Raw genomic sequence first — 25,992 nt, 5'->3', positions numbered from 1 at the left:
GCGCCGGTCAGAAACCGCAGTTGGTGACCCACTTGTGGGAGGAGATGCGGTCGTTCCACTCCCACGGGATGTTGCCGGACCCGCCGTTCGGGGCACAGGTGGAGGCACCGCCGTAGCCGATGTTCTCGTAGACGCGCACGTCTCCGAAGGAGCCGGCGTACCCGTTGTTCCACCAGGACGAGGCCCGGTCGTTCATGTTGAAGTTGCCGCCGGCCCCACAGGTGCGCCAGTCGGAGTCGTTGCCGCTCCAACCGCACGAGTGGCCGCCGCGGTTGGTGTCCTCCCAGACCCAGTAGTTGCCGTCGGCGGCCGCGCCGGAGGGCTCGGCCGTGGTGGAGGCGGCGGCGGGGGCGGCCCCGGCGGAGGCCATGGTCGCGGGGACGGCGAGCAGCGGTACGGCGAGCGCGCCGGCGAGCAGCAGGGTGCGGAACTTACGCATGGGATCCTCCGGAAGTTCGAGGGTTCGGTGTCTTGCCGTGTTCCTCGGAGCCGTGTTCTTCACATACCTGGCGCGCCATCGGCAGCGCGCCGTCCTGGAGCCGCCACCTGAGCGCGATCTCCTCCTGGTGCTGGGCACGGAGTCGTTCGCCGTAGGTGTGGTCCAGAGCTTTGGAGACCCGGGCCAGCGCGGTGCCGGACGCGCAGGTCGCCTCGATGACGGCCAGTTCGGCCTCCGCCGCGTCGGCCTCGGCCGGCGGCATGCTCTCGCCGAAGTGCGCCGCGGCCTGGCGGGAGGCGTCGGGGCTCGCGTACGGGCGGCCGGCCGCCCGCATGCACGCGGCCCACTCCCCGACGGCCTGCGCGTACTGCCGGTCCTCGTGCACGCGCGTCTCGCGCACCGGCCGCAGGTTCATCGTGACGACCTTGACGCGGAACCAGGTCGCCAGGTCCCCGTACAAGGTGCGTTCGGCGTCCGCGATGCAGCCCTCGGGGGAGGCGGTGATGGTCATCCCGGTGGGCGCGGTGGCGGAGAGCCCCACGGGGGCGGAACCCATGAGCGCGGTACGGGCGGCCGCGCGCCCGGACGCCGACAGCCCGCGGAAGTACCGCTGGTTGGGGTCGGCCTCCCGGGCCCGCGCCGCGGCGCGCTCGTCCCGGCCGCCGTAGCCGTGGGCCCGCGCCCACTCGACGTCGTCCACCCCGTACGGGAAGGACCGCGCGGCCTCCGGGGCCTCGGTGACCGCGTACGGGAAGCCCCGCCCGTCCATGCACCGGCTGATCAGGATCTGCTCGGCCCGCTCCAGCAGCCGGGTCTCGGCGGCGCTCGGCTCGCGGGCGGGGGCGAGCGGGGCGGCCCGCCCGGCCCGGCCGGCCGCGGCCTCGGGCGACGGTTCGGCCGCGGTCCGGGCGAGCGGACCGCAGCCTCCCAGGAACAGGAAGGCCGCCACGGCCGCGGCCGCGGCCCGGGCGGGGTGCTGTCCTCGCATCGGTGTGCTCCTTCCTCTCGCTGCGACGGCCGGGTGGCGGGGCGCCGGTGGTGCGGCGAACTCAGGTCTAGCGGCGATCCGTTGTTCGGCGTCGGCGTGGTGGCAGTGAACAAACAATTGCTGAACAATCCACCCCAGAGGGCAGAAAACTCACCAGGTGGGAAAGGGGAGGACATGGCCCGCAAGGAGCGTCCGCTGGAGGGGGAGGACGGACCGCTGAGGCGGTTCGCCGCAGCCCTGCGCCGTCTGCGCCACGAGGCCGGATCCCCGCCGTACCGGGACCTGGCGTCCCGCGCGCACTACTCCGTGGCCACCTTGTCCGGCGCCGCGTCCGGCCGGCGGCTGCCGAGCCTCGACGTGACGCTGTCGTACGTCCGCGCCTGCGGTGGCGACGCGCGGGAGTGGGAGCGCCGCTGGCACGCCGTCGCCGCGCAACTGTCGGAGGCCGAACCGCCGGAGCCCGGGGAGGAACCGGGCGGGAGCAGGGCGCACGGGAGCCCCTACGTCGGTCTCGCCGCCTTCCGCACCGAGGACGCCGACCTGTTCTTCGGCCGCGAGCGGCTGGTCGAGGACCTCCTCGCCGGCCTCGCCCGGCAACGCGTGGTGGCCCTCGTCGGCGCCTCGGGCGCCGGCAAGTCCTCCCTCCTGCACGCCGGACTGCTGCCCCGGCTGAGCGCGCAGACCCCGCCCGCCGCGGTCCACGTCCTCACCCCCGGGCCGCACCCCCTCCGGCGCGTACGGCGGGCCCTGGACGCACACGCGGCCGACGGCGGCGAACTCGTGGTGGTCGTCGACCAGTTCGAGGAGGTGTTCACGGTCTGCGCCGACCCCGACGAGCGCGCCGACTGCATCGACGCCCTCGTCGAGGCGGCCCGGCACCCCGCATCGCGCTGCCGTGTCGTCCTCGGCGTACGCGCCGACTTCTACGCCCACTGCACCCGGCACGCCGCCCTCGTCGAGGTCCTGCGCGACGCCCAGGTCCTCGTCGGACCGATGAGCGCGGCCGAACTGCGCCGCGCCGTCGTCGAACCGGCCCGCCGGGCCGGACTCACCGTGGAAGGCGCCCTCCAGGCCACGCTCGTCGCCCACGCCCACGGACAGGTCGGCGTCCTGCCCCTGCTCTCCCACGCGCTCCTGGAGACCTGGCGGCGCCGCCGCGGCGCCGCCCTGACCCTGGACGGATTCCACGCGGCGGGCGGCTTCGAAGGCGCGCTCGCCCAGTCCGCGGAGACCCTCCACGCCTCCCTCTCCGCCCGCCAGCAGCGGCTGGCCCAGCAGATCTTCGTCCACCTCATCGCCCTCGGCGAGGGCACGGAGGACACCAAACGCCCCGTGGCCCGCGAGGAGCTGAACCAGGACGCCGACACGGCGACCGTCCTCGCCCGCGCCGCGGGCCTGCGCCTGCTCACCCTCGACGACGGCCGGGTCGAACTCACCCACGAGGCCCTCATCCGCGCCTGGCCCCGGCTGCGCGGCTGGCTCACCGACGACCGCGAGCGCTTACGCCTCCACCGGCGCCTCACCGAGGCCGCGGGCGCCTGGGAGGCGCTCGGCCGGGACTCCGGCGCCCTCTATCGCGGCACCCGGCTGGACCTCGCCCGCGACCTCGCCGACACCGCGGCCGTCGGACTCACCGCCGGCGAGCGGGCCTTCCTCGAAGCGAGCACGGCGGCCGAGGCCGCCGCGGGGAACACGGCCCGCCGCCGCGCCCGCCGTCTGCGCACCCTCGTCGCACTGCTCGCCGCCCTCGTCGTGGTGGCCGGGGTCGCCACCGCCAACGCCGTACGGGCCGAGGACGAGGTCACCCGCCAGCGCAACGACGCCGTCGCCCAGAACCTCGCCGACAGCGCCACCGACCTCGCCAACACCGAGCCGGGGCTGGCCGTACAGCTGGGCCTGACCGCGTACCGCCTCGCGCCCACCGCCAAGACGCGCGACGGCCTGGCCAGCACCCTGATGACCGCCACGCCCGTGCACGCCAAGGAGGTCCTCGGGCTCGCCTACCGCCCCGACGGCGAGCAGCTGGCGACCGCGAGCGGCGACCACACCGCCCGGCTGTGGCGGATGCACGGCACCGACGCCCCCGTGGCCGTGGCCACGCTCAGCGGTCACGGCGACGACGTGCGCTGCGTGTCGTACCGGCCGGACGGCCGCGCGCTCGCCACCGGGTCCGCCGACGGGAGCGTCCGGCTGTGGGACACGGCCGACGCGTCCCGGCCGGCCCTGCTGGCCTCGTTCACCGGCCAAGGGGGCGACGTACGCTCCCTGGCCTACAGCCCCGACGGCCGTACGCTCGCCACCTCCGGCAGCGACGGCAGCGTGGGGCTCTGGGACGTGGCCGACACCGCCCGCCCCACCCTGCTCGCGCGGCTCGCCGGGCACCGGGACGCCGTCCGCTCCGTCGCCTTCGGCCCGGACGGACGTACGCTCGCCAGCGCGGGCGAGGACCGCACCGTACGGCTCACCGACGTGAGCGACCCGCGGCGGCCGGAGCCGCTGGCCGTCCTGGAGGGCCACGACAGCGCCGTGTTCTCCGTGGCCTTCGGCCCCGACGGGCACACGCTGGCGGCCGCCAGCGGCGGACGTACGTCGATCCGCCTGTGGAACCTCAGCGACCTGCGGCATCCTGCCCCGCTCGCCGTGCTGGCGGGCCACACCGACGTCGTCGGCTCGGTGGTGTTCAGCCCCGACGGGCGGACCCTGGCCAGCGCGAGCGACGACCGCACGGTGCGCGTGTGGAGCGTGGCCCGCCCCGCCCACCCCGGACTGCTGAGCACGCTCACCGGCCACGTCACCGCCGTCAGCTCGGTCGCGTTCAGTCCCGACGGCGCGGTACTGGCCTCCGGCGGCTTCGACGCCACCGTCCGGCTCGCGGGGACCGACGAGGCGCGCGTCATCGCCGGCGCGTGCGCGCACGCCGGACCGCGCATCACCCGCGCCCAGTGGTCCGCGCACCTCCCGTACGTCGACTACTCCCCGCCCTGCAGCGGGCTGGAGGAGCGTCGCTAGGGAGTGTCGTCAAAGTGGCGTCGGCCGCCCCGGCAGGGCGGTGGTCGGCGGGGTCTGGTGCGTGCGATCGCAAGGCGGAGGAGGGAATCGACGCGGTGGGGGCACCTCCCAGCGGTAGCTGGGGGACGTCGGTGACCGACGACAACGCGGCGAGCGTGCGTGCCAGACCCCGCCGACCAGACGGGACTTTGACGACACGACCTAGGGGGGTGTCTTTCGGATCCGGGCGGCTGAGCGGGGCGATAGCCTCGGGGCGGACGTCGGATTCCGGTTCGGAAGGCAGGTCCTGATGGCGAGTTCCGCGGGTTCCTCCGCCAACGCTCGTTCCCGGGTTCCCGTGATCGACCTCGGGCCGTGGCGGTCCGGCGAGGCCGGGGCGCGGGAGCGGATTGCCGCCCGCGTGGACGAGGCCCTCCAGGCCGCCGGGTTCCTGCTGATCACCGGGCACGGGGTGGATCCGCGGCTGCCGGCGCGGATCCGGGAGGCGGCCAGGGAGTTCTTCCGGCTGCCCGCCGCCGCGAAGGAGCCGTACGCGGTCGCGGTCGGCGGGCGCGGCTGGCTCGGCCCGGGCGCCGAGGCCAACAGCTACGCGGAGGGCGCCGCCTCGCCGCCCGACCTCAAGGAGTCCTGGTCCTTCGCGGCCGACGAGCCCACCGGGGACCCGTCCGTGGACGCCGAGTGGTTCCGGCCGAACGCCTGGCCGGCCGAGGTGCCGGCGCTGCGGCCGCTGGTCATCGAGTACACCGCCCGGATGCGTGCACTGTCCGACGAGCTGCTGGAGCTCCTCGCCACCGCACTCGGCCTCGAAGCCGACCGCTTCACCCGCCACACCGGCCACCCCACCTGGGGGTTCAACCTCAACTGGTACCCGGGCACGGAGGTGCTCGGCGATCCGCTGCCCGGTCAGTTCCGCATCGGGGCCCACACGGACTTCGGGACGGTCACGGTCCTCGACCGCGAGCCGGGCTCGGGCGGCCTCCAGATCCACACCGACGCCGACGGCTGGCAGGACGCCCCGTACGACCCGGCCGCGCTCACCGTGAACATCGGCGACCTGATGGCCCGCTGGACGGGCGACCGCTGGCGCGCCGGCCGCCACCGGGTGCTGCCACCGCCCGCGGACGCCCCGGCCGAAGAGCTGGTTTCGCTGGTCTACTTCTACGAGTGCGATCCGCACACCCGGGTCGAGTCGCTGCCGCCGCCGGTGGGCCGGGTGGTGCACGAGCCCGTGGACTCCCACACGTACCTGCGGGCGAAGCTGGACGCGATCACGGTGGCCTGACGCCTCCTCCGGGAGGGGGAGCCGGCGTTCCCCCGCAGGGGGGAGCCGCGCTCCTTCCGCGAGGTGACGATCGGGCACCGGGCACCGCATAGGTTCGGCGTCATGAATCGACGCCGAACCGCCGCAGCCCTCGCGTTACTCGTCTTCCTGCTGCCGCTGCCGCTGCCCCTCTCGGCGGCGGGCACGGCGGTGGCGGCCGGGCCGCCGGCCGCTTCCGCTTCCGCCTCCTCGGACGTCCGCGTGGTGCGGCCCGAACCTCCCTTCCCCACCGGCAGCTTCACGGTCGGCCAGCAGACCCTGCACCTGGTGGGCCTGCTCGACGGCCCGGGCCCGCAGGCTGCGGAGGTCCGCTTCCACGCCCCGTGACCTGCGGCCGGGGGCGCCGGCCGGGTCCGCGCGGGCCGCCCGGGCGGACCCGATTACCGCTGGTCGGCGGTGTTCGGCAGGATGGGGGCATGACCGAGATCCGCACCCCCCGCCTGCTCCTGCGCCGCTGGACCGACGACGACCTCGTCCCCCTGTCGGAGATCAACGCCGACCCCGATGTGATGCGCTGGATCGGCGACGGCTCCACCCTCGACCTGGACGAGACCGCCGAGGAGATCGAGCGCTGGGAGGAGGAGTGGGACGAGGAGGGCTTCGGCCTCTTCGCCGTCGAGCTGCTGGCCTCGGGCGAGCTGATCGGCGCGGTCGGCCTGACCGTGGCGCACTCCCCGGCCGAGGTGCGCGACTTCGTGGCGATCAGCTGGCGGCTCGGCCGGCCCTACTGGGGCCAGGGCTACGCCTCGGAGGCCGCGCAGGCCACGCTGGAGTTCGCCCTCCAGGACCGCGGCCTCGACCAGGTGATCGCGGTCAACCGGTCGGGCCACGAGGAGTCCGAGAACGTGATCCGGAAGCTGGGCATGGTGGCCGACCTCGACACCACGGACCCGGAGCACGGCCATCTCCTCCAGGTCCACAGCATCGACCTGACCGAGTACGAGGCCTGACCCGGAAGGCGCCCGCCCGGCCGCTGGGTCAGGCCCGGCGGAACCAGGGGCGACGCGGGGCGGCCGGCGGGCCGAACGGCGGGAGGGACTTGAAGCCCTCCTCCAGGACCACGGTGGGGGCGATCCGCCGCAGCGCCCCGCGGACCAGCGTCAGCGGGTGCTCGGGGAACTGGGCGTCCCACTCCTCCAGGTCGGCGACGTGGTACGGCAGGCCGCCCGATACGTCCGGCCCGTACGGATGCGGGCGGAAGTAGTTCTCGTGGCCCACCCGGGCGCCGACGAGGGCCTCCCGCATCCCGCTCGTGCCCCGCTCGGCCGCCTGCACCTTGACCACCGTGCTGCATGCCGCCTTCGGGAGGGTCCAGGAGGCGAGGAAAGCCAGCCCGTGCTCGGTGCCCGGCCGCGGGACCTTGACCAGTTGCCGTACGGCCGGGACGGAGTCCACCGCGCCGGGTACGGCCTCGATCAGCCCTCCGCCGGCCCGGGCCGCGGACCGCGCCAGGCCGTGGCGGAGCCGGTCGACCTCGTGCAGCGGCGCCGGCAGGTCCGGGACCAGGGGGAAGAAGTGGACCGACAGGACCAGGCCCGTCTCGTCGGTCCAGACCCCCTGCTCGCGCTCGGTGAAGCCGGTCAGGTCCATGCCGGTGATCGGTGTCGGTGCGGATATCGGTGTCATGGGGATCATGATGCTGAACACGGCCCGGGTCCGCCGCGCCGGGTCGGTCCGGGGCCCGGCCGGGTGTGCCGCGGCGGGTCAGGAACGGGCCTGGCGGGGGGCTTCGGCGGCGTGGCCGGCGCGGACCGCGGCGAGGGCGGCCGAGTGGACGGCCGCCGGGTCGCCGCGGTGGGGGACCGGGCTGCCCGTCAGGGTGTACCACTCCTCCGCGTCCTCGTACTGGACCTCGATCCGCACCCGGCCGCCGTCCGGGAGCACCGTCGTCCTCAGGGTCAGCGGGCCCGTGATGACCCCGACCTCGTCCGTCATCGCCCCGCCCGGTCCGGCCAGGACCGCGTCGCACCACTGCTGTCGTCCGGTCATGTCCTGTCGTCCTGTCGTCCCGTCGTCCTGTCAGGCCGCGCAGCTGTCCAGCATCGCGGTGAGCATCTTCTTCTCCGCTTCCGTCACGGTCAGGCCGTACGTCGACTTCACGGTGGTCCACGCCCGCCCGTACTGGCACCAGCTCGACTTGTCCGGCGGCTGCCACAGGTCGGGGCTCTGGTCGCCCTTCGAGCGGTTCGTGGCCGCCGTCACCGACAGCAGCTGGGGGTGGGTGAGATCGTTGGCGAAGGCCTTGCGCCGCGCCGCGTCCCAGCCGGCCGCGCCCGAGCGCCAGCCCTCGGCGAGCGGCACGATGTGGTCGATGTCCATCTTCGAGGCCTCGGTGACCACGGCCCCGTCGTACAGGCTCTTCCAGGTGCCGGAGACGGCCTTGCACTCGGAGTCCTGCTTGACGTCCGTGCCGTCGCGCTTGAGGACGACCTCGCGGGTGTCGCACTTGTTGCCCTGCTCCGCCCAGTGGGTGAACTTGGCCCGGCTGTAGCCGGCCATGGTCCCGGGCGGTGCCACCTTCAGCGCGGCCAGCTGCGTACGGGCGACCTCCACGCCGACCATGCCCGGCAGCACGTCCCCCGAGGCCGGTTTGGCGTCCGAGCCGCCCGGCGCCGAGGACGACGCACCGCCCGCCGACGGCTTCGCGTCCTTGCCCGGCGCGGCGCCGGTGCCCGAGCAGCCGGCCACGGCCAGCAGCACCGTCACCGCCAAGGCCGCGCCCCGTACCCGTATCTGACGTCCCATGAACCCACCCCGAGCCGGCTCCGCCCCGCACACTGTCCCGGGAAGACTACCCAGAACCGGACAATCAACCGGACATCCCACCCGGTGCGCCCGCGCCACCCCCCGGCCGTGCCCTTCGCGGGACGCCCGGGCGGCAGCCGAGCGGGGCCCCTCGACGGGCGTTGTCAGAGGCCCTCGCTAGTCTCCCGACATACCGCAGCTCAGGGGGGATTCGCCCCCTGGTCGACGCTGCGCGCATCCGGGACTCGGGCAGGCGGAGGGGCACGTACTGATGGCATGGCTGGCGGCGGGCGAGGGGTACGAGATCGCCCTGGTGGAAGGCAGGGTGGCGGCGCGTTCCACCACCGGGCGCGCGGCGGGGCGGCAGTTGAAGACACTGCCCAAGGCCCTGCGCGACCACCCCGAGGTGGACCGGCTGCGCCGGCTCGCCGAATGGCTGGAGCGGCACGAGGCCGCCTGCATCGCCCAGGTGGACACCTGGATGGTGTCCTCGCTGCCCGTGCCGACGGCGCTGCTCGCCCGGGTCTGGCCGGACGAGGCGTGGCAGAGCGCGCTGCGCGACATGGCCGTGGTCGGCGAGGACCCGGACGAGGTGGGGTTCCTGCGGGACGCCACCGCCTCCGGTGAGCTGAAGGTGGTCAACCTCGACGGCGAGACCGTACGGCTCTCCCCGCGCACGGTGACCCTGCCGCACCCGGTGCTGCTGCCCGACCTGGACGACGTACGGGACTTCGCGGCCGAACTCGGCATCGTGCAGCGCGTCGAGCAGATCCACCGGCCGACCTGGGAGAAGCCCGAGGGGCTCGCCGCCACCGCCACCGAGGTACGGGACTACGCGGGCGGGGTCTTCGCCAGCCGCTTCGGCCTGGCCGCGCGGGCGACCGGCCTCGGGTACCGGGTCTCCGGCGGCTACGCGACCTGCAAGGTCCGCGACACCGGCCGGGGCACCGAGGCGGCCGTCTGGATCGGGGAGCCGTACTACGAGGACGAGACGAGCACCGGCGCCCTGAGCTGGCACGACGAGAACGGCCGGGCGGTGCGGCTGACGGAGGTCGGACCGGTCGCCTGGTCCGAGGGAATGCGGATGGCCGCGGCGCTGTACGCCGGGCGCAAGATCGAAGAGGGCGGGGACGCGCGATGAGCACCACCAGCGACACGAAGGACATCACGGCGGAGACCGCCGAGGTGCTGCTCAAGGCCGGCGCCGTGCTGCCCAGCGGCACCGAGGGCGCCGGCCCCTCCGCGGTCGACCTGACCGCACGCACCTACCGCCACCCCGCCCTGCCCGACGACCGCGTCGTCGTCCGGCTCGCCGCCGCCGAACTGGGCCCGGCGGAGGACCTCGCCGCCGGGTTCCTCGGGCTCGTGCCCGACGAGGCCGGGGGCCCGCCGCCCGTGGTCGGCCTCGGTCAGCGCCAGGCCCTCGGCTTCCCCGAATGGGTCCTCGTCCACCACCCGGAGGACGGACACCACGCCCTCGCCGTGGTCCCCGAGCTCGACCGGCTCGCCCGTACGGCCAAGACCAAGCCCAAGGCCGCCCTCGACGCCTGCCACGAACTGGCCGGCCGGCTCGGCGCCGCCGTCCCGCACTTCCTGCCCGTCTTCTACGAGCAGGCCGCCCGCGTCTTCCTCGCCGTCGAGAACACCACGTACGCCGCCCAGCTGTTCGGCCGCGCCCGCACCAGCGAGGCACAGCACGGCCTGGCCGTCGACGAGGACCGCCTCGACGGGGTGTTCCTCGAATTCGCCCTCGTCGGCGCCCTCCCCGTGAAGGTGCTCACCGGCTATGCCAAGGAACTGTCGGCCCGCGTCAGCCCCGCCGAGGCGTACGAGCGTTTCCGCCGGCTGTGCGTGCGCCGTACCGCGGGCGGGCTGCCGCCCTCCGCGCAGGCCGCCACCGAACTGCGCCGCCTCGCCCGCGCGGCCGGCCTGACCGGCACCGAGGCCGAGCAGGACTACCTCGCCGAGCTGCTCCCGCTGCCCGCCACGCTGCGCGCCGCGTACGGCTGGTGGAAGACCCACCGCAGCGCGCTCGTTGCGCTGGCCCGCCGGGTGCCCTCCGTACGGGGCACCCTGCTCGGCCTGATGCCGCCCGGCGGCGGCGACGGAGAGCTCCCCGAGCTGTGGCTGGGCCTGCTGGAGGAATCCGGCGCCACCGCCGGGCTCGTCAGCGCCGACCTGCCCGCCGACCAGCGCTGCTCCGACGGCGCCGCCGGCTGGCTCGAACGCTTCCACGCCGCCCGCCACAGCGGCTGGGGCTCGCGCCCCACCCTGCCCGCCCTGCTCGACCTCGTCACCCGCGCCGCCGGGCGGCTGCGCGCCGAACTCGCCGAGCGGGCCGAACTCGCCGGACCCGGCCGCGAAACGGGCCTGAAGGTGGGCGTCGAGGACGCCGACCTGCTCGACCTGCTGCTCTCCCTGGACGTCCCGGTCACCGACCCCGAGCCCGACCCGGGCTCCCGCCGGCGCCACGACCAGCTGAACCTGGCCGACTGGGCGCGCCGCGACGAGCGGCGCGACCTCCTCGCCATCGCCGCCGACCCGCGCTTCCGGCCCGCGTTCCGGCGCGCCGCCTACGGCCAGGGCGGCGACGACCACGCGGTGGAGGTCATGCGGCTGCTGGCGGCCTCGCCCGGCGGCCGCCCGATGCTCACCGAGTGGATGCACGAGGTGGCCGCCGCTTCCACCGCCGCCGGTCTGCCCGGACTGCCCGACGCCATCCGCCGGCTGACCTGGCTGCCCGCCGAGGCCCTCGAACTCGCCCGTGAGGAAGTGGCCCTCGCCGCCGCCGCAGACCTCGGCGAGACCCTCGCCCGCACCCTGCGCGCCGGGCTCTTCGAGGAACTCTCCTGGCCCGCCTGGGAGAGCGCCGTCGCCGAGATGACCCCCGCCGGCCGGGGCGGGCACGATCTGACCGTCGTCGAGGCCTGGCCCCACCTGATCGTCGCCAACTCCCAGCAGGTCCGCGTCATCGACGCCGAATCCACCGTCCTCACCCACGACCTGCGGGCCGCGAGCAGCAACGCGCGCCGCTACGGATTCCACTACGTCGACGGCGAACTGCTCGTCTTCTGGGCCCACTACGGCAACGGCGGCGTCGAGGGCTACTGGCACACCGACCCCGGCAACGTCTTCACCGTCGACATCGACGGCGGCTACTGGAACCTGCGCTCCGACGACATCACCCTGCCCCTGCCGGGCGGCGGCCGCGTCACCGGCGGCGGGGTCCTGCACGCGGGGGACACCAAGGTGCCGGCCGAGCGGCGACTGCTGTCCGACGGGACCTCGTACTGGGTGTGGCAGCGCCGCGACCAGGAACACGAGGGCGGCTGGCGCGAGTACGACCCCGCCGACGGAGCCCTCGGCCGGTACTCGGCACCCGCCTTCCTCGCGGACGCGCTGAGCGCGCACCCCGGCAACGGCAACACGGTGCCCGCCCAGTCCTGCTGGCTGCGGCCCGCGCCCGCCGTCGAGGGCTCGGTGCTCGGCGCGCCCGCGGAGGGCCTGCTCGGCTGGCGGGCCGTACGCGTCCCCGGGCAGGGCTGGGAGGCCTCCGACACCGGCGGCCGCAGGATCGCCGTGCCCGAGGGCTCCGAAATGCCCGTCGCCGCCCTCACCTTCCCCGGCGACGAGCGGCCGCGCGCGCTCACCCACCGCTGGCGCGAGCTCAGCATCAGCGACCCGGAAGGCGTGGTCACCACCCAGTCGCGCGGCGACTACCGCACCGCCGCCTTCGCCACCGGCAGCGTCGAACTCCCGCCGCTGCCCTTCTGGTACGCCCTGCGCCCGCGCGACCCGGAGGCCTCGGCCGCCCTGCGCGCCGCCGACGGCGCCTCCATCGGCGTCCTGCTCAAGGCGGCGGCCGCCGCCGAGACGGCCACCGATCTGCCCGGCCTGGTCCGCGCGGCCCTGCCCCAGGTCACCGCCCCCCAGCTGATCGGGGGCATCGTCGAGGTGCTGCGCTTCGCCCTCACCCAGCAGGAGGCGCTGGACGGGGTCGCCGCCCGGCTGGACCCCGACTCCCCGGCCGGCGACCGGGAGCCGGAAGGCCCCACCGACGAACTGGTCGCCGAGGCGCTGCACGGCCTCGTCGGCACCGGGTACTACCGCTGGGGCGCCCAGAGCGACGTCGCCCACCGCTACCTGGACGGGCTGGTCCGGGCGGCCGCCGACACCGCAAGCGCCGCCGTGCCCGGCCGGCTCCACTTCGACCTGCCCGCCCTGCCCTACTCCGCGCTGCCGTTCACGCCGCTGCTGGACCAGCCCGCGGCGATCGCCTACCGGGCCGTCGCCGTCGGCACCACCGAGGAGCAGCGGGCCGCCCTGTCCACCCTGCTCGGCCGGGTGGACGCGCTCGGGCTGGACTCGGCGAAGGGCTCCGCGGACCGCTGGCGCCGGGTCCTGGTCCACCTCGACCAGCGCCACCTGCGCAGCCCCGACGGCATCGAGCGCAACACCTCGCACCGCAGCCTGCTCCCGCTGGGCGGCGGAGCCGTCCTCGGCCTCACCGAGCACGACGTGTCCGTATCCGACGGGCACGAGTTCGGGGCGCTGCTGTACGACCCGGCCGGCCGCTTCACCGTGCCCGGCCCCTACACCGTGCGCGGCGCGGCCCCGCTCGGCGACCGGGAGCGCGACCCCGGCTGGCTGGCGCTCTTCCTGACCGAGGCCGCCGAGCGCGGTCCGGCGCCGTTCTTCCCCGAAGCCGCCGAGGAGTTCGCCCGGCTCACCGGCGTCTCCAGTACCCTCGCGCGGCTGCTGCTGGCCGGCCTGCCCAACATCGACAGCTACGAGCACCACTTCCTGCCGGCCGAGCTGCGCACCGCCCTCGGCGTCAAGGCGGCCGACGCCAAGCACGCCCGGTCCGAACTCAAGAGCCTCCAGATCGAGGTGCGGCGCGAGGTCGTCGCCGCGCTGCTCCCCGCCGACCCGGCACGGCTGTGGACCGAAGGCCCGGACGTGGCCGCCGCCGCGCAGGTGTGGAACGCCCGCGTGGGCCGCCGTACGCCCGTACCCGAGTGGCTGCTCGCCGAGGCCACCCGCGCCGCGAAGACCGGCTGGTCCACGCACCGGGCCCTGGCCGCGGTCCTCGACCCGGCCCAGTCGCCCGCGCTGAGCGCCGACGTCGCCTGGGAGGTCAAGGGGGACCACGTCGAGCCCGCTGAGCCGGCCACCGAGCCGTTCACCTCGACCGTCCTGACCGGCGCCCTCACCCTGACGGCCTGGATGGCGCACCGGCTGCCCGCCGGGGACCCGCTGCGCGCCGCGCTGCCGCCGGCTCTGACGGCCGTGCGGCAGCGGCTGGCCGCGCCCGAACTGATGCTCAGCATCGGCCACTTCACCCATTTGCCCGATTTCCGCAAGGCGGCGGGCACGCCGACCGAGACGGGCGAGGGGTACGAACGGTACGGCGCGGTGGTCATGGCCACCTACGACGACCGGCCCAGGCCCGCCCTGCGGACGGCCCTGCTCGACTCGACCGGCTCCGACCCGTACCTGCCGGCGCTGCGCGGTGACGACCAGCAGCCCTCGTCGGTGGAGACGGCGCTGCGGGCCGTGCACGACCCGCGGTTCGCGGCGCTGCTGGCGGATCCGGGAGCGCCGGCGGCGGGCACCGTCGACAAGGACGGCACGTGGTGGCCGCAGGACCCGAGCCGCTCGGTGCCCGAGCTGGTGGCGGAGGTGTCCGAGGCCTGCGGGTTGGGCGCGGACGCGGCCGCCGTGTACCTCGCGCTGCTCGCGATGCCCGACCCCACCGACCGCAACGTGGCCCGCTGGACGGGCTGGAAGCCGGCCCGGCTGAAGGCCGCCCGCGCCGAACTGGCCGCCACCGAGCTGGTGGTCACCGCCTCGCGCACCCGGGCCGGGCGCTCCCTGTTCCTGCCGGGCGGCTGGGCCGAGATGTCCTCGCCCGTGCTGCCGGTGGAGCTGTGGAAGCTGCCGATGTACGGGCTGGCCCCGGGCGGCCGGCCGGTGCTGGGGGTGCTCGTGCCGGACGCGCCGGCCGCGGACCTCTACCGGCGGGCCTGGCAGCGGGTCCGCCAGGGCGACGTACCGCGCTTCGAAGCCCTGAAGGTCAAGCGGACGCGCCCCCGCCGCCGCTGACGCCCGGACCCCGCGGCGCGCCCCCTGCCTGTGGGGGGTGCCGCGGGGGTTCCGCACCCCGTCCGCCCGCACGCCCGTACCCCTGTACGCCGCATCCCGCGAAGGAAACACCACGTCATGACCGTGACCGACACACCCGCCACCGAGCCCGCCCGGACCGCCGCGGCCCGGCAGTCGTCGCCCGCCGAGGAGCGGTACGCCGACGAACTCGCCTTCCTCGCCGCCCAGGACACCGGCCCCCGCCCGCCCGGCTGGGCGCTCACCCCGCGCGCCGTCGTCACCTTCGTGTGCGGCAGCGAGGGCGCGGAACTGACCCTCCCGGGCCGGCGCCGCGCCGGTCTCCCGGCCAAGCTGGCGATCGCCCCCAAGTTCGTCGGCGAACGCGCGCTGGTCGAACGCTGCGTCGTCACCCTCGCCGGGGAGCGCGGACTGCTGCTCACCGGCGAACCCGGCACCGCCAAGTCGATGCTGTCCGAGCTGCTGGCCGCGGCCGTCTGCGGAACCAGCGCGCTCACCGTGCAGGGCACGGCCGGTACGACGGAGGACGCCTTCCGGTACGGCTGGAACTACGCCCTGCTGCTCGCCCAGGGCCCGACCTCGCAGGCCCTCGTCGACTCCCCGGTGCTCTCCGCCATGCGGACCGGGCGGGTGGTCCGGGTGGAGGAGATCACCCGGTGCCTCCCCGAGGTGCAGGACGCGCTGGTGTCGATCCTGTCCGACCGGCGGGTGAGCGTGCCGGAACTGACCGCCACGGAGGACGCGGTGGTCGCCGCGGCCCCCGGGTTCACGGTCATCGCCACCGCCAACCTGCGCGACCGCGGGGTCTCCGAGATGTCCGCCGCCCTCAAGCGGCGCTTCAACTTCGAGACGGTCGCGCCGATCGCGGACGCGGACGCGGAGGCCACGCTGATCCGCCGGCAGGCGGTGGCGGCGGTGCAGCGCGCGGGCGCGGCGTTCGGGGTGGACGACGCGGTGCTCGACGCGCTGGTCACGGTCTTCCGGGACCTGCGGTCGGGGCGTTCGGCGGAGGGCTGGGACGTGGAGCGGCCGGGCACGGTCATGTCCACCGCCGAGGCGGTCCAGGTGGCGGCCTCGCTGGGCGTGGCCGCGGCGTACCTGCCGGGCGGTGACGTACTGGACCTGCTGCCGGGTCACCTGCTGGGCGTGGTCCGCAAGGACGACCCGGCCGACCACGGCCGTCTGCTGGGCTACTGGGACGGGCCGGTCCGCCGCCGCGCCGAGGACGGCTCGGCGATGTGGCGCCGCCTGTGGGACCTGCGCGGGAACCTCCGATGAAGGCTCCTGACGACCACGCCGAGGGCAGCGCGTCGGCCGGGGCACCGGATGCCGTGGCTGCGGCCGTGCCCGCCCGGCCGACGGCGCAGGCCGAGCCGCGGAGCGCCGTGGACGCGCTCGCCGCTTCGCGGGCGCCCTACCTACTGGGCGTACGGCACCACAGCCCCGCGCTCGCGGCGGTGGTGCCGGCGCTGCTCGACGCCGCGGAGGCGGAGGTGGTGTGCGTGGAGCTGCCGGCCGACTTCCAGCCGTGGCTGGAGCACTTGGCCGACCCCGAGACCCTCGCGCCGGTCGCCCTGGCGGGCACGGGCAGGGAGGGCGGTCTCGCGTTCTACCCGTTCGCGGACTTCTCCCCGGAGCTGGCCGCGATCCGCTGGGCGCGGACGCGCGGGGTGGAGGTCCGTTGCTGCGACCTCCCGCTGGCCGACCCCGGCTGGGCCGCGGCCCGCTCCGGGGACCCGTCCCCGGTCAGCGGCAGCGCGTACGCGGACGCGCTGACCGCGTCCGGCACCGGGCGCGACGGCGACGACCTGTGGGACCGGGCCGTGGAGGTCCTGGCCCCCGGCTGCACTCCGGAAGCCGTCCGGCGGGCCGCGCTGGGCGTGGGCTGGGCCCTGCGCCAGGACGGCCCGGTCCCCGCGACCGACCTGGCCCGTGAGGCGCACATGCGCGCGGTCCTCCACGCCGCCGCCTCGGGCGGCCGCAGGGTCGCCGCCCTCATCGGCGCCTTCCACGCCCCGGCCCTGCTCGGCGAGTCAGAGTCCGCCGCCCCGCAGACGTCGGCCGCGGCGGACGCGCAGGACCCGGCGGCCCACCGCCCCGCGGGTGCCGTCGTACGCGCCGCGGCCGCGCCCGGGACCGCCGCCGCGGACCCGACGGCCGCTGCGGCCCCCGGCGTCCGCGCCGGGGCCGCGGCCCGGGCCGCAGTGCCCGCGGCCCGTGCGGGATCCGGGGCCGTCCCGGCGGCATCCGGCGCCGCCGTCCCGGCCGCGCGGGCGCTCGCCTCCGCCGCCGCGGCCAAGGCCACGGGTGGGGGCGGCGGGGCCGTCACCTCCCTCGTGCCCTACTCCTTCGACCTGCTGGACTCCCGCTCCGGTTACCCGGCCGGAATCCGGGACCCCCTGTGGCAGCAGGCCGTCTTCCGGGCCGGCGGGGACGCCACGCGCGTGCGGGACGCCGCCTCCGTCGCCCTCACCGGCATCTGCCGCGAACTGCGCCGGGCCGGCCACACCGCCGGTACCGGCGAGGCGGCCGAGACGCTGCGGCTGGCCTGCGACCTGGCCGTGCTGCGCGGGCTGCCCGCGCCCGGCCGGGGCGAGCTCCTCGAAGCCGTCACCACCGTGCTCGGCCAGGGCGAACCCCTGGGTCGGGGCCGGGCGTTGGCCCGGGCGCTGGAGGCCGTGCTCGTCGGCACCGGCCGCGGCCGGATCACCCCGCACGCCCCGCGCTCCGGACTCGGCCCCTCCGTCGAGGCCGAGCTGGCGGAGCTGCGGCTGCCCGGCCCCGAGGACCCCGCCTCCCGCGAGGTCCGCCTCGACCCGCTGCGCTCCCCGCTCGACGGCCGCCGCGAGGTCCTCCTCCAGCGGCTGGCCGTCTGCGGGGCGGCGTACGGGGAGCCCCTCGACGTGGCCGCCACCGGCGACGGCACCGCCCTCGGCACCAAGTGGCGGCTGACCTGGACACCTTCCGTCCCGGCCCGCCTCGACCTGGCCGGGGTCCGCGGGGTGACCGCCGCGCAGGCGGCCGCCGGGACCCTGCGCGAGACCGCCCGGCGGGCAGCCGCCGAAGGCGGTCCGACCCCGGCCCAGATCCTCACCGGTCTGGCCGCGGCCGCGCGGTGCGATCTGCCCGAGCTGGTGGACGTACGGCTGGAGGAGGCCGCCGAGGTCCTGCCGCAGACCGCCACCCTGCCCGAACTCCTGGCGTCACTGGACCTGTTGGAGGGCCTCGCCCGGGGGCATTTCCCCAGTGCCTCCGAGGACTCGCGAGCCGCCGCCACCGCGCTGACCGCCCGGCTGGTCGAAGCCGCCGTACGGTCCCTGCCCGGGCTCGGCGGCAGCGAGGACCCCGCCGACGCGCGCGCCCTCGTGGCCCTCGCCGACCGGGCCGCCGGCCTCCACCTGGGCCTGCGGATGGACTCCGCCCTCGCGGAACTGGCCGCCGCCGCCTCCCCGTTGATGCAGGGCGCCGCACTGGCCGTACGGGTCCTGCTCGATCTCGATCCGGCCGCAGGCCTGGGCGACCGGGCCGCCGGGTGGATCGACGGCGCGACGACCCCCGACGGCCGGCGCTCCCTCGCCCGCCGCCTCGGCGGGGTCCTGGCCGCCGCCGGACCGCTCCTCCAGTCCTCCGCCGCCGCCCTCGGCCCGGTCCTGGACCGCGTCGACGGCCTCGCCGACCAGGAGTTCCTGGACCGGCTCCCGGCCCTGCGCGCGGGGTTCGACGTACTGGCCCCGGCCGCCCGCGACCGGCTGCTGGACAGCGTCACCGAGCGGCTCGGCGACCGCTTGGACCTGTCCCTCGACGCGCCGCCCGCGCTGCTCGCCCTGTGGGCCGCGGCGGACGCGGCGGGCGCCGCCGCGCTCAGGGCCCTGGAAGCGCTGCCGGCGGGCGGCGCCACGGCTCCCGGGCCGGGGGCCGGCCCCGAGCCGGGGACACCCGTACCGCCCGTACCCGCGCCCGTACCCGCGCCCCTGCGACGGGAGCAACACCGGCTGGCCCCCGCCGACCGCTGGCGCCTGCTGCTCGGCCGCGAGCGCGACCGGCTCCCCGCCGGCGCCCGGCGCTACGCCCACGCCCTCGACGAGCTGTACGGCCACGGCCGCGGCGAAGGCTCCGCCGACCTCGAAGGCGGCCGGGGCAGCGGCGGCGGGCAGGAGGCCTCCTTCCCCACGGCCCGCGAATGGTCGCAGGAGCTCGAAGCGCTCTTCGGCGCCGACCTGCGCGAGGAGGTACTCGCCGACGCGGCGGACACGGGCCGGGCCGACGTGCTGGCCCAGCTCGACCCGGCCGCCGTACGCCCCTCCGTGGAACTGCTGAGCTCCGTGCTGTCGCTGGCCGGCGGTATGCCGGAGGCCCGGCTCGACCGGCTGCGGCCCCTGGTCAAGCGGCTTGTCGACGAGCTCGCCAAGGAGCTCGCCACCCGGCTGCGCCCGGCGCTCTCCGGCCTCGCCACCCCGCGCCCCACCCGCCGCCCCGGCGGCAGGCTCGACCTGGCCCGGACCCTGCGCGCCAACCTCGCGCACACCCGCCGCCTCGGCGACGGCCGGGTGGTGGTCGTACCGGAACGGCCGGTGTTCAGCACCCGCGTCAGCCGTGAAGCGGACTGGCGGCTGATCCTGGTCGTCGACGTCTCCGGCTCCATGGAGGCCTCGGTCATCTGGTCGGCGCTCACCGCCGCCGTCTTGGGCGGTGTGCCGACCCTGTCCACCCACTTCCTGGCCTTCTCCACGCAGGTCGTCGACCTCACCGACCGGGTGGAGGACCCGCTGTCGCTGCTGCTGGAGGTCCGCGTCGGAGGCGGTACGCACATCGCCGCGGGCCTGGCCCACGCCCGGTCCCTGATCACAGTGCCCAGTCGCACGCTCGTCGTCGTGGTCAGCGACTTCGAGGAGGGCGCGCCGATCGGCGGACTCCTCGGGGAGGTCCGCGCGCTGGCCGCGTCCGGCGCCCATCTGCTGGGCTGCGCCGCGCTCGACGACGCGGGCGCGCCGCGCTACTCCGTCCCGGTCGCCCGGCAGCTCGTCGCGGCCGGCATGCCGGTGGCCGCCCTCAGTCCGCTCGCCCTCGCCCGCTGGGTGGGCGACCGCCTCTGTGGAGAACCCCGATGAGCAGTGAACCGAGTACCGAGTCGAACCTGCCGCCGGTGGCCCCCGAGGTCCTCGCCGAGGCCGTCGAGAACCTCACGGCCCGGCTGCGCAAGAAGCTGGACGCGGCCATCGAGGGCTGCGCGGCGGGTGCGCGCCCGGGGGAGGACGGGGGTGTGACGGTCCGCTTCGGCGAGGACGCGCTCGTCACGCTGCGGCCGGGCCCGGGCGGGGCGGTGGCCACAGCCGAACAGGCCACCTGCACCTGCCTGTTGGCCCCGCGCTGCCTGCACAGGGCGGCAGTCCTGGGCGCGGCCCCCCTGGCCGACCGGGCGGACCTGTCCGCGCCGGACGGGGCGGACGTGCCCGCACCGGATCGGGCGGACCTGCCCGCACCGGACCGGGCCGCCGATCCGGCCGCCGCCGGGCCGGGTGCCGGCGGGCCGGGTGCCGACGATTCGGGCGCTGGCGTTTCGGCCGCCGCCGGGTCGGGGACGGCGGCGGCAGCCGGGTCGGGGACGGCGGTCGGGTTCGGGTCGGGGACGGCGGTCGGGGCCGTACCCGGGCCGGTGTCCGGGGCCGTAGCCGGGACCGCTCCCGGGTCAGGCTCCGGGACGAGGGCCGCGGCCGGTCCCGCGTCGGGAACCGTGCCGGGCCCCCGGTCCGGGTCCGGGGCGTCCGGCTCCGCGTCCGGCACCGTGTCCGCGTCCGGACCGGTCTCCGTGCTCGGTGCCGGTTCCGTGCCCGGGCCTGCTGCCGAGGTTCTCACCGCTGCGCAGCTGCGGGCCGCCGCCGCGCTCTGGCGGGCCGCCGCCGAGGCCCTCGCCGCCGGGGTCACGGCCGGCGGGGCGGTGGTCCAGGCCGAGTTGCTGCGGGCCGCCCACACCGCCCGCCTGGCCGGGCTGCCCCGCGCCGAGGCCGCCACCCTGCGCGTCGTACGCGGCCTGCGCGCCGCCCGGGAGCGCAGCGGCGGCCACCGGCTCGCCGACCTCACCGCGGCCTTCCGCGAACTGCTCCACACCGCCGGCCTGCTGGCCTCCGGCACGGCCGCCGGTCCGGCCCTCACCGGCACCGTCCGCCGCGCCTACCAGCCCGGCGGCAGCCTGCGGGTGTACGGCCTGTGCCGGGAGCCGGTCCTGTCCGCCACCGGGTACGGGGGAGTCGTCACCCACCTGCTCGCGGCGGACGGAGCCCGCTACTCCGTCTCCGACGTCCGCCCGGGCGGCCTGGCCCGCGCCCGCGGCGCCGGTTCCGCCTCCGTGGCGCTCGGCGGAGCCGCCCTGGACCACGCGGGCCTCGCGCGCGGGGACTCCGTATCGCCGGGGCCACGGTCTCCGCCGACGGCCGCCTCGGCGCCGGACGCGGGGTCCAGGCGACCCCGCTGCGCGGAGTCCCGTGGACCGAAGAGCCGGCCGCCTCGCTCTTCGCCCGGCCGGCGGCCGAATCCGTGGCCGCCCGGCTCGCCGACCGGGACGCCGATCCCGAGGGGGCCGACCCCGCCCTGATGGGCTGCGAGGTCACCGTCGTCGGCGCGGCCGGGGAGGACCTCCTGGTCCGGGAGGTACGGGCGGACGCGCCCCTGCTGCGGCTGCGCGCCGCCCACCCCCACCCCGAGCTGCCGCACACGGCCAACCTGCGCCGCATCGCCGCCCACCCCGGGCTGCTGCTCCGCGTCCTGGGCCGCCCCGACCTGGACCGCGCCGCCACCCTGCGCCCGCTGGCGGTCGGCCCGGTCCCCGGCGCGCAGCACACGCTGCGCCTGCCCGAGGAGTGGCTGGGCCGCGCCGACCTGGGGTACGACGTGCTCCAGGGCGGCCACTTCCCGCCCGGTACGGCCGCCGCGCCCGCCGCGGCCGAAGGCCCGGACGTCCTGGCCGACTCCCCGCTGTGGCGGGTACGCCGACTGCTCGAAAGCGGGGTCGCGGGCGGCCGCCGCGCCGTCGCGGAGGCGGCCCGCACCGCCGAACCCCGCACCGCGTTCGGCCCGTTGCGCCGGGCCGGCTTCGGCACGGCGGCGGAACTCGCCACGGCCCTCGCCGCGGAGGCGGACCGCCGGCCCCGCGATGTCTTCGGCCGCCTGACGGACCCCTCACCCGATGGCTACGCCCGGGCCTGGCTGGCCGCCTCTACGCATCTGGCCGCGGCGGAACGCTCCCTGGTGGCGGCGTCCTGGGCCTGGGGAGAGGCCCGGGTCTCGGGAGAGGACCGGACCCGATGACCCGCTCACCCCGGCGCGCCGTCCGTGTTCCCGGCCGGCCGCGGCGCCGCGGCGTACTCGTCGGTGAGCATGTCGCAGGTGCACCAGTCGCCGTCGCACGGGGCGCCGGCCTCGGCTCCGTACGGACCGAGGCCGGCCATGAGGCCGAGCACCTCGGCACGTTCCGAGGCGGTCAGTACGGGGTGTGCGGCACGGTCCGACAGGCGCCAGGTGTCCGGGACGTCATCGATGTCACCGAGGGCCCGGGCGTCGACGAACAGGGTGTAGAGGGGGTGTTCGGGAAAGTGGTTGAGGCGTAGGACCCACCAGCGTCCGTCGGCCCGGGCCGCCCAGCAGAACACGCTCGTACCCGTGTCGTGCCAGGTGGCCCTCGCGGGCAGGGCGGGGAGGGGGCGGGGCCCGGGCGTCACGGGGTGACCTCCTGCGGGAGCTTGAGGCCGCGCAGCCATGCGGCGAGCGCGGTGAAGTCCGCCGCGGTGAGGCCGAAGCGGGGGTCCACGCGGTGGAGGAGGGCCCGGCCGGGGTGGTGTGTGCGGACCCAGGCGCGGTCGGTCGGCCCGATCTCGTCGTCCACCCAGGCGAAGGGCCGCCCGGCGGCGTACGCGACGAGGGTACGGGTCTTCCAGTGGGTCCCCGACAGGGCGTCCTCCTCGGAGAGGTCCGGCCAGGTCACCACCGGCAGCTCCGGCAGCCCGATGCGTGGTGCGACCCACGCGTTCGCGTCGGCCACCCAGGTCGTGGCCCAGACCAGTTCGCACGGCAGCGCCAGGAGCCGGGGTCCGAGGGCGGGATCGAGCCGCGCGAGGAGCGGATTCGCGTCGGGGCGGGTCCCGTACGTCGGGTAGCCGTCGAGGAGTTCCTCGGAGGTGGCCCCGAAGGGGAGGAGCGGTCCGTCGACGTCGAGGAAGAGGAGGGGGAGGGGGCGGGGGCGGGGAAGGGGCTGGGGGCGCCGCGCCGGACTGGTCATGGCGGCACCGTAACCCCCGCGTGGAACCGCGGGCCCTGCGATCCCCTCTTCCACGGCAAGAGGGGGATGAGCATGAGCATGATCATGACGAGGACGTCCGTGTCCGTCGCGGCCGGGCGAGCGGTGGGGGTGGGGCTGCTGTGCGCCGTGCTGGCGGCCTGCGGTACGCGGCATGCCGGCGCGGAAGCCGCCGCGCCGGCGCCCGCACAGGCTGCCCCTGCGAAGGAGACCTGCGGCCTCGACCGCACGACGGGCGGCGCCGGTACCGGCCTCCCCGATCCGCCCACGGAGGAGGAGACGGGCGCCTACGCCGGCCCGCCGACCGACCAGGAGACCGGGAGCGGCTACGCCGGCCCGCCGACCGACGAGGAGACCGGGAGCGGGTACGCCGGCCCGCCGACCGACGAGGAGACCGGGGGGTACGCGGGGCCTCCCACCGATCAGGAGACCGGCGGGGACCCAGGCCCGCCCACCGACGGGGACATCACCAACGGCGCCGGACCTTGCGGCGGGGCCGGGTGGTTCGACATGACCCGGGACTTCAACGCCTACTACGCCCAGCGGCGCACCCGGGCCGACCAGTTCCTGCCCGAGCGGGCCGTCCAGGAGGCCCGGGTGCGCAAGGGCCGGGACGCCGGGGAGGCGGTCGTCACCTTCTCCACCCGGGCCGTCGGCAAGGGCCTGGCGGAGGACGGCCGCCGGGTCGCGGACGTGTTCGTGTCGTGGCGGCGCCAGGTGTACCAGGACCACGGCACCGTCACCGTCCGCACCGGCGCGGGGGAGGCCATCGCCACCTCGGCCTGGTGAGGCGCGGGCGCAGCCCTCACGGCCACTGCGCGTCCCAGAACGCACAGTGGTGTTCCGCCACCCCGTCCACCGCGTGGACCCCGCCCGGGCCCGGAGCCAGCGACAGCACCGATCCGGCCGTGCCGAACCGCGGCCACGCCGGAAGCCTCCCCGTGCGGGCGAACGCCGTCCAGTCGGCCGTCATCCGCTGCGACAGCGCCCGCTGCGGAGCCGTCAGAGCGGCGTCCATCGTGAACAGGTACGGCAGTTCGAGGCCGTGCGAGGCGCCGTACGGGAAGCCCGGCACCTCGGGAAGGCCCGTGAAGTTCGGCGCGTCCCGGTCGCTGAACCGGTACGCGTACACCGGCGTATACCGGGCCATCGCCCGGCCGTCCCGCAGCGCCGGGCAGATGAACGAGGCGTCGGAGAGCGCGGCGGCGAAGGCCAGCGCCGGGGTCGGGTACGCCGCCACCGGGTACCGCGCCTCGACGGCCGGGACGGCCCCGGCGCCGAACGCCTGCTCCACCCGGGCCCGGTAGGCGCCCGCGTCGGGGATCGGGAACGCCGTCAGGCTCTGCGCCAGGAAGATCCGCATCTCGTCCCGGTTGGCGCCCTCGACCACCGGCACCCGGTGGAAGCGGCCGCCCTCCAAGGCCCGCCGGGGCTCCTCGGGCAGTACGCGGTTGCCGTCGCCGTAGGAGACGAGCGAGAACCCCGTCATCAGTTCCGGCGTCGCGAGCGTCGCCGCGTCCTTCCCGCGCAGGCAGTCCAGTACCGCGTCCGGCTCCGGCCGGTCGCAGCCCAGGCCGGCCGCCGCCGAGACCCCGGCCGCGACGGTGCGCCGCTCGGGCACGAAGGGCTCGTACCGGCCCAGCGTGGGCAGGACCGAGCGGGGCGGCATCGTGGTCGAGCAGGAGCCGCTCTGCAGGACCGCCCGCTGGAACAGGCCGGCCGAGGCGGGCGAGGTCAGGTGCGCGCAGATGCTGAGGCCGCCCGCCGATTCGCCGAACAGGGTCACGTCGGAGGGATCGCCGCCGAAGCGGGCGGCGTTGGACCGCACCCAGCGCAGGGCCGCCTGCTGGTCGGCGATCGCGAAGTCGGGGGCCCCGCCGAGCGAGGGGTGCCCGAAGAGGCCGAAGACGCCCAGCCGGTAGTTGACGGTGACGACCACGGCGCCGCCCCGCGCGGCCAGCCGGTCCGGGCGGTAGAGGTCACCGGCGCCGTTGACGAAGCCGCCCCCGTGGAACCAGACCATGACGGGGCGTTTGCGCGTGGCGGGGGCCGGCGGGGGCGTGGTGACGTTCAGGTACAGGCAGTCCTCGGAGCCGCTCGGCCCGCCCGGCCCCACCGCGGGCAGCTGGACGCAGCGCGCGCCCGGCGCCCCGGCGTCGCGTACGCCCGTCCAGCGCGCGGCGGGCTGCGGAAGCCGCCAGCGCAGCGGGCCGGTCGGCGGCGCCGCGTACGGGATCCCCTCGAAGGTGCGGTGATCGCCGTGCGACGTGCCCCGTACCGGTCCCCGGTCGGTGTCCACCACGGGCCGCGCATCGGGAGCCGCGCCCGTCGCAGAGGCGGGTCCGGCCCCGGCGGCGAGCAGCAGGAGCACGCACCACAGGGCGCTCCCGTGTCGTGCGAAGCGTTCAGGGGACACCGGCGACCGCCTTTCGTCGTCTGTTCCCCCTCCGTCGCCGCCCCCTCCCCGCCCGCTGCTCGGCGTACCCGCGATGTCGCTAGCGGCGCTGTACCAGGCCCCGTACGTACGCGGCCTGGCCGGCGTGCTGGAGGTCGTCGGAGAGGATGCTGATCAGCCGTACCCCCAAGGTGACCGGCGGATCCCAGCCCGTGTCCACCACGCGGTCCAGATCGGTGGCGGAGAGCCCCCGGACGAACTCGGTGGTCCGCTCGTGGACGGCGTCGAAGTACCCCAGCAGCAGCTCGTCGGACTCGACCAGGACCGTGCCCACCTGTTTGGCCGTGTGCCCGTAGCCGGTGGCCTCGGCGGGCAGCGGCAGGGCGAAGCGGGCGAACCATTCCTGCTCCGTCCAGACCTGCTCCAGGCCCGAGGCGTCCGCCATGTGGTCGTCCTGCACCCGGGTCAGGTGCCACACCAGCCAGGCGATCGAGTTCGCCTCCGGGTCGATCCGCGCGTTCAACTCCTCGGCCGAGAGCCCCCCGACCACCTCGTGCACCACCTCGTGGATGCGCCCGTACGCATCGGCCAGTGCCTCCGTAGCCTTCATGTGCCGCCTCCTGACGTGGTGTCGTACCGCCCGGCGTACGACATCGGCCGGTGCCCGGGGCGACCGGCCGATGGG

General features: G+C 76.3%; 20 protein-coding genes. 11 read left to right on the top strand and 9 right to left on the bottom strand.

Annotated elements, in window-relative coordinates; all coding sequences use genetic code 11:
- Window positions 1–7: 7 nt before the first annotated feature.
- Complete coding sequence (locus CP980_RS03460; RefSeq protein ID WP_132753876.1) at window positions 8–439, bottom strand: peptidase inhibitor family I36 protein; 432 nt, start codon at window positions 437–439, stop codon at window positions 8–10.
- Window positions 432–1,427, bottom strand: a complete 996-nt coding sequence (locus tag CP980_RS03455) for a hypothetical protein (protein ID WP_150492582.1) — start codon at window positions 1,425–1,427, stop codon at window positions 432–434. The genes CP980_RS03460 and CP980_RS03455 overlap by 8 nt, the downstream gene beginning before the upstream one ends.
- A 174-nt stretch (window positions 1,428–1,601) precedes the next feature.
- On the opposite strand from CP980_RS03455, the gene CP980_RS03450 reads away from it, so the two are divergent.
- The 4 genes from CP980_RS03450 to CP980_RS03435 all read left to right on the top strand — a co-directional run bounded on the left by CP980_RS03450 (window position 1,602) and on the right by CP980_RS03435 (window position 6,707).
- Window positions 1,602–4,436, top strand: coding sequence for an nSTAND1 domain-containing NTPase (locus CP980_RS03450; RefSeq protein ID WP_132753872.1), 2,835 nt, complete (start codon window positions 1,602–1,604; stop codon window positions 4,434–4,436).
- A 289-nt stretch (window positions 4,437–4,725) separates the two neighbouring features.
- Entirely contained in the window at window positions 4,726–5,718 is a 993-nt protein-coding gene (locus CP980_RS03445) for an isopenicillin N synthase family dioxygenase (RefSeq protein WP_150492581.1), read from the top strand.
- Window positions 5,719–5,820: 102 nt separating this feature from the next.
- Window positions 5,821–6,084 (top strand): hypothetical protein, encoded by a 264-nt coding sequence (locus CP980_RS03440; protein WP_150492580.1) that lies wholly within the window; start codon window positions 5,821–5,823, stop codon window positions 6,082–6,084.
- Between the two features lie 89 nt (window positions 6,085–6,173).
- On the top strand, window positions 6,174–6,707 hold the full coding sequence (locus CP980_RS03435; protein WP_132753866.1) for a GNAT family N-acetyltransferase: 534 nt from the start codon (window positions 6,174–6,176) through the stop codon (window positions 6,705–6,707).
- A 28-nt stretch (window positions 6,708–6,735) separates the two neighbouring features.
- On the opposite strand, the gene CP980_RS03430 is transcribed toward CP980_RS03435, so the two are convergent.
- The 3 genes from CP980_RS03430 to CP980_RS03420 form a co-directional block, all read right to left on the bottom strand.
- On the bottom strand, window positions 6,736–7,383 hold the full coding sequence (locus CP980_RS03430; RefSeq protein ID WP_229906869.1) for a hypothetical protein: 648 nt from the start codon (window positions 7,381–7,383) through the stop codon (window positions 6,736–6,738).
- A gap of 78 nt (window positions 7,384–7,461) precedes the next feature.
- A complete protein-coding gene (locus CP980_RS03425) occupies window positions 7,462–7,746 on the bottom strand; it encodes a hypothetical protein (RefSeq protein ID WP_150492579.1) in 285 nt (94 codons plus the stop codon).
- Between the two features lie 30 nt (window positions 7,747–7,776).
- On the bottom strand, window positions 7,777–8,502 hold the full coding sequence (locus CP980_RS03420; protein WP_165937201.1) for an HNH endonuclease family protein: 726 nt from the start codon (window positions 8,500–8,502) through the stop codon (window positions 7,777–7,779).
- A 271-nt stretch (window positions 8,503–8,773) separates the two neighbouring features.
- On the opposite strand from CP980_RS03420, the gene CP980_RS03415 reads away from it, so the two are divergent.
- From CP980_RS03415 to CP980_RS36535, 6 genes are all read left to right on the top strand, one after another.
- Window positions 8,774–9,643 (top strand): DUF4132 domain-containing protein, encoded by an 870-nt coding sequence (locus CP980_RS03415; protein ID WP_132753862.1) that lies wholly within the window; start codon window positions 8,774–8,776, stop codon window positions 9,641–9,643.
- On the top strand, window positions 9,640–14,607 hold the full coding sequence (locus CP980_RS03410) for a DNA-binding protein (protein ID WP_150492578.1): 4,968 nt from the start codon (window positions 9,640–9,642) through the stop codon (window positions 14,605–14,607). The genes CP980_RS03415 and CP980_RS03410 overlap by 4 nt, the downstream gene beginning before the upstream one ends.
- 117 nt (window positions 14,608–14,724) lie before the next feature.
- A complete protein-coding gene (locus tag CP980_RS03405; RefSeq protein WP_150492577.1) occupies window positions 14,725–15,903 on the top strand; it encodes an ATP-binding protein in 1,179 nt (392 codons plus the stop codon).
- The gene (locus tag CP980_RS03400; protein WP_150492576.1) at window positions 15,900–19,733 is read left to right on the top strand and encodes a DUF5682 family protein; all 3,834 of its coding nucleotides are present in this window, start codon (window positions 15,900–15,902) and stop codon (window positions 19,731–19,733) included. Before CP980_RS03405 ends, CP980_RS03400 begins: the two co-directional genes overlap by 4 nt.
- Window positions 19,730–21,214 carry a hypothetical protein gene (locus tag CP980_RS03395; RefSeq protein ID WP_341874187.1) on the top strand — a complete coding sequence of 495 codons (1,485 nt, stop codon included), beginning with the start codon at window positions 19,730–19,732 and terminating at the stop codon, window positions 21,212–21,214. Before CP980_RS03400 ends, CP980_RS03395 begins: the two co-directional genes overlap by 4 nt.
- Window positions 21,157–21,927, top strand: a complete 771-nt coding sequence (locus CP980_RS36535) for a hypothetical protein (protein WP_341874186.1) — start codon at window positions 21,157–21,159, stop codon at window positions 21,925–21,927. The genes CP980_RS03395 and CP980_RS36535 overlap by 58 nt, the downstream gene beginning before the upstream one ends.
- A 5-nt stretch (window positions 21,928–21,932) precedes the next feature.
- Here CP980_RS36535 and CP980_RS03390 read toward each other — a convergent pair whose 3' ends face one another.
- Both CP980_RS03390 and CP980_RS03385 read right to left on the bottom strand, forming a co-directional pair.
- Window positions 21,933–22,337, bottom strand: coding sequence for a hypothetical protein (locus tag CP980_RS03390; protein ID WP_189998398.1), 405 nt, complete (start codon window positions 22,335–22,337; stop codon window positions 21,933–21,935).
- Window positions 22,334–22,894: an HAD domain-containing protein gene (locus tag CP980_RS03385; protein ID WP_150492575.1), complete on the bottom strand. Its 561-nt coding sequence runs from the start codon at window positions 22,892–22,894 to the stop codon at window positions 22,334–22,336. Before CP980_RS03385 ends, CP980_RS03390 begins: the two co-directional genes overlap by 4 nt.
- Window positions 22,895–22,966: 72 nt before the next feature.
- Here CP980_RS03385 and CP980_RS03380 point away from each other — a divergent pair, with 72 nt between their 5' ends.
- On the top strand, window positions 22,967–23,701 hold the full coding sequence (locus CP980_RS03380; protein ID WP_150492574.1) for a hypothetical protein: 735 nt from the start codon (window positions 22,967–22,969) through the stop codon (window positions 23,699–23,701).
- Window positions 23,702–23,717: 16 nt separating this feature from the next.
- Here CP980_RS03380 and CP980_RS03375 read toward each other — a convergent pair whose 3' ends face one another.
- Together CP980_RS03375 and CP980_RS03370 are read right to left on the bottom strand one after the other, a co-directional pair.
- The gene (locus tag CP980_RS03375) at window positions 23,718–25,328 is read right to left on the bottom strand and encodes a carboxylesterase/lipase family protein (protein WP_229906870.1); all 1,611 of its coding nucleotides are present in this window, start codon (window positions 25,326–25,328) and stop codon (window positions 23,718–23,720) included.
- A 79-nt stretch (window positions 25,329–25,407) separates the two neighbouring features.
- A complete protein-coding gene (locus tag CP980_RS03370) occupies window positions 25,408–25,917 on the bottom strand; it encodes a mycothiol transferase (protein WP_132753846.1) in 510 nt (169 codons plus the stop codon).
- Window positions 25,918–25,992 lie beyond the last annotated feature (75 nt).

The organism is Streptomyces vinaceus (assembly GCF_008704935.1).
Classification (GTDB): Bacteria; Actinomycetota; Actinomycetes; order Streptomycetales; family Streptomycetaceae; genus Streptomyces; species Streptomyces vinaceus.
Note: the sequence above shows the minus strand (reverse complement) of the source record. Positions and strands in the feature narration are given on the sequence as shown.

Coding starts and splice junctions, on each gene's coding strand:
- CP980_RS03460 (WP_132753876.1), bottom strand. CDS start 439: ATGCGTAAGTTCCGCACCCTGCTGCTCGCCGGCGCGCTCGCCGTACCG.
- CP980_RS03455 (WP_150492582.1), bottom strand. CDS start 1,427: ATGCGAGGACAGCACCCCGCCCGGGCCGCGGCCGCGGCCGTGGCGGCC.
- CP980_RS03450 (WP_132753872.1), top strand. CDS start 1,602: ATGGCCCGCAAGGAGCGTCCGCTGGAGGGGGAGGACGGACCGCTGAGG.
- CP980_RS03445 (WP_150492581.1), top strand. CDS start 4,726: ATGGCGAGTTCCGCGGGTTCCTCCGCCAACGCTCGTTCCCGGGTTCCC.
- CP980_RS03440 (WP_150492580.1), top strand. CDS start 5,821: ATGAATCGACGCCGAACCGCCGCAGCCCTCGCGTTACTCGTCTTCCTG.
- CP980_RS03435 (WP_132753866.1), top strand. CDS start 6,174: ATGACCGAGATCCGCACCCCCCGCCTGCTCCTGCGCCGCTGGACCGAC.
- CP980_RS03430 (WP_229906869.1), bottom strand. CDS start 7,383: ATGACACCGATATCCGCACCGACACCGATCACCGGCATGGACCTGACC.
- CP980_RS03425 (WP_150492579.1), bottom strand. CDS start 7,746: ATGACCGGACGACAGCAGTGGTGCGACGCGGTCCTGGCCGGACCGGGC.
- CP980_RS03420 (WP_165937201.1), bottom strand. CDS start 8,502: ATGGGACGTCAGATACGGGTACGGGGCGCGGCCTTGGCGGTGACGGTG.
- CP980_RS03415 (WP_132753862.1), top strand. CDS start 8,774: ATGGCATGGCTGGCGGCGGGCGAGGGGTACGAGATCGCCCTGGTGGAA.
- CP980_RS03410 (WP_150492578.1), top strand. CDS start 9,640: ATGAGCACCACCAGCGACACGAAGGACATCACGGCGGAGACCGCCGAG.
- CP980_RS03405 (WP_150492577.1), top strand. CDS start 14,725: ATGACCGTGACCGACACACCCGCCACCGAGCCCGCCCGGACCGCCGCG.
- CP980_RS03400 (WP_150492576.1), top strand. CDS start 15,900: ATGAAGGCTCCTGACGACCACGCCGAGGGCAGCGCGTCGGCCGGGGCA.
- CP980_RS03395 (WP_341874187.1), top strand. CDS start 19,730: ATGAGCAGTGAACCGAGTACCGAGTCGAACCTGCCGCCGGTGGCCCCC.
- CP980_RS03385 (WP_150492575.1), bottom strand. CDS start 22,894: ATGACCAGTCCGGCGCGGCGCCCCCAGCCCCTTCCCCGCCCCCGCCCC.
- CP980_RS03380 (WP_150492574.1), top strand. CDS start 22,967: ATGAGCATGATCATGACGAGGACGTCCGTGTCCGTCGCGGCCGGGCGA.
- CP980_RS03370 (WP_132753846.1), bottom strand. CDS start 25,917: ATGAAGGCTACGGAGGCACTGGCCGATGCGTACGGGCGCATCCACGAG.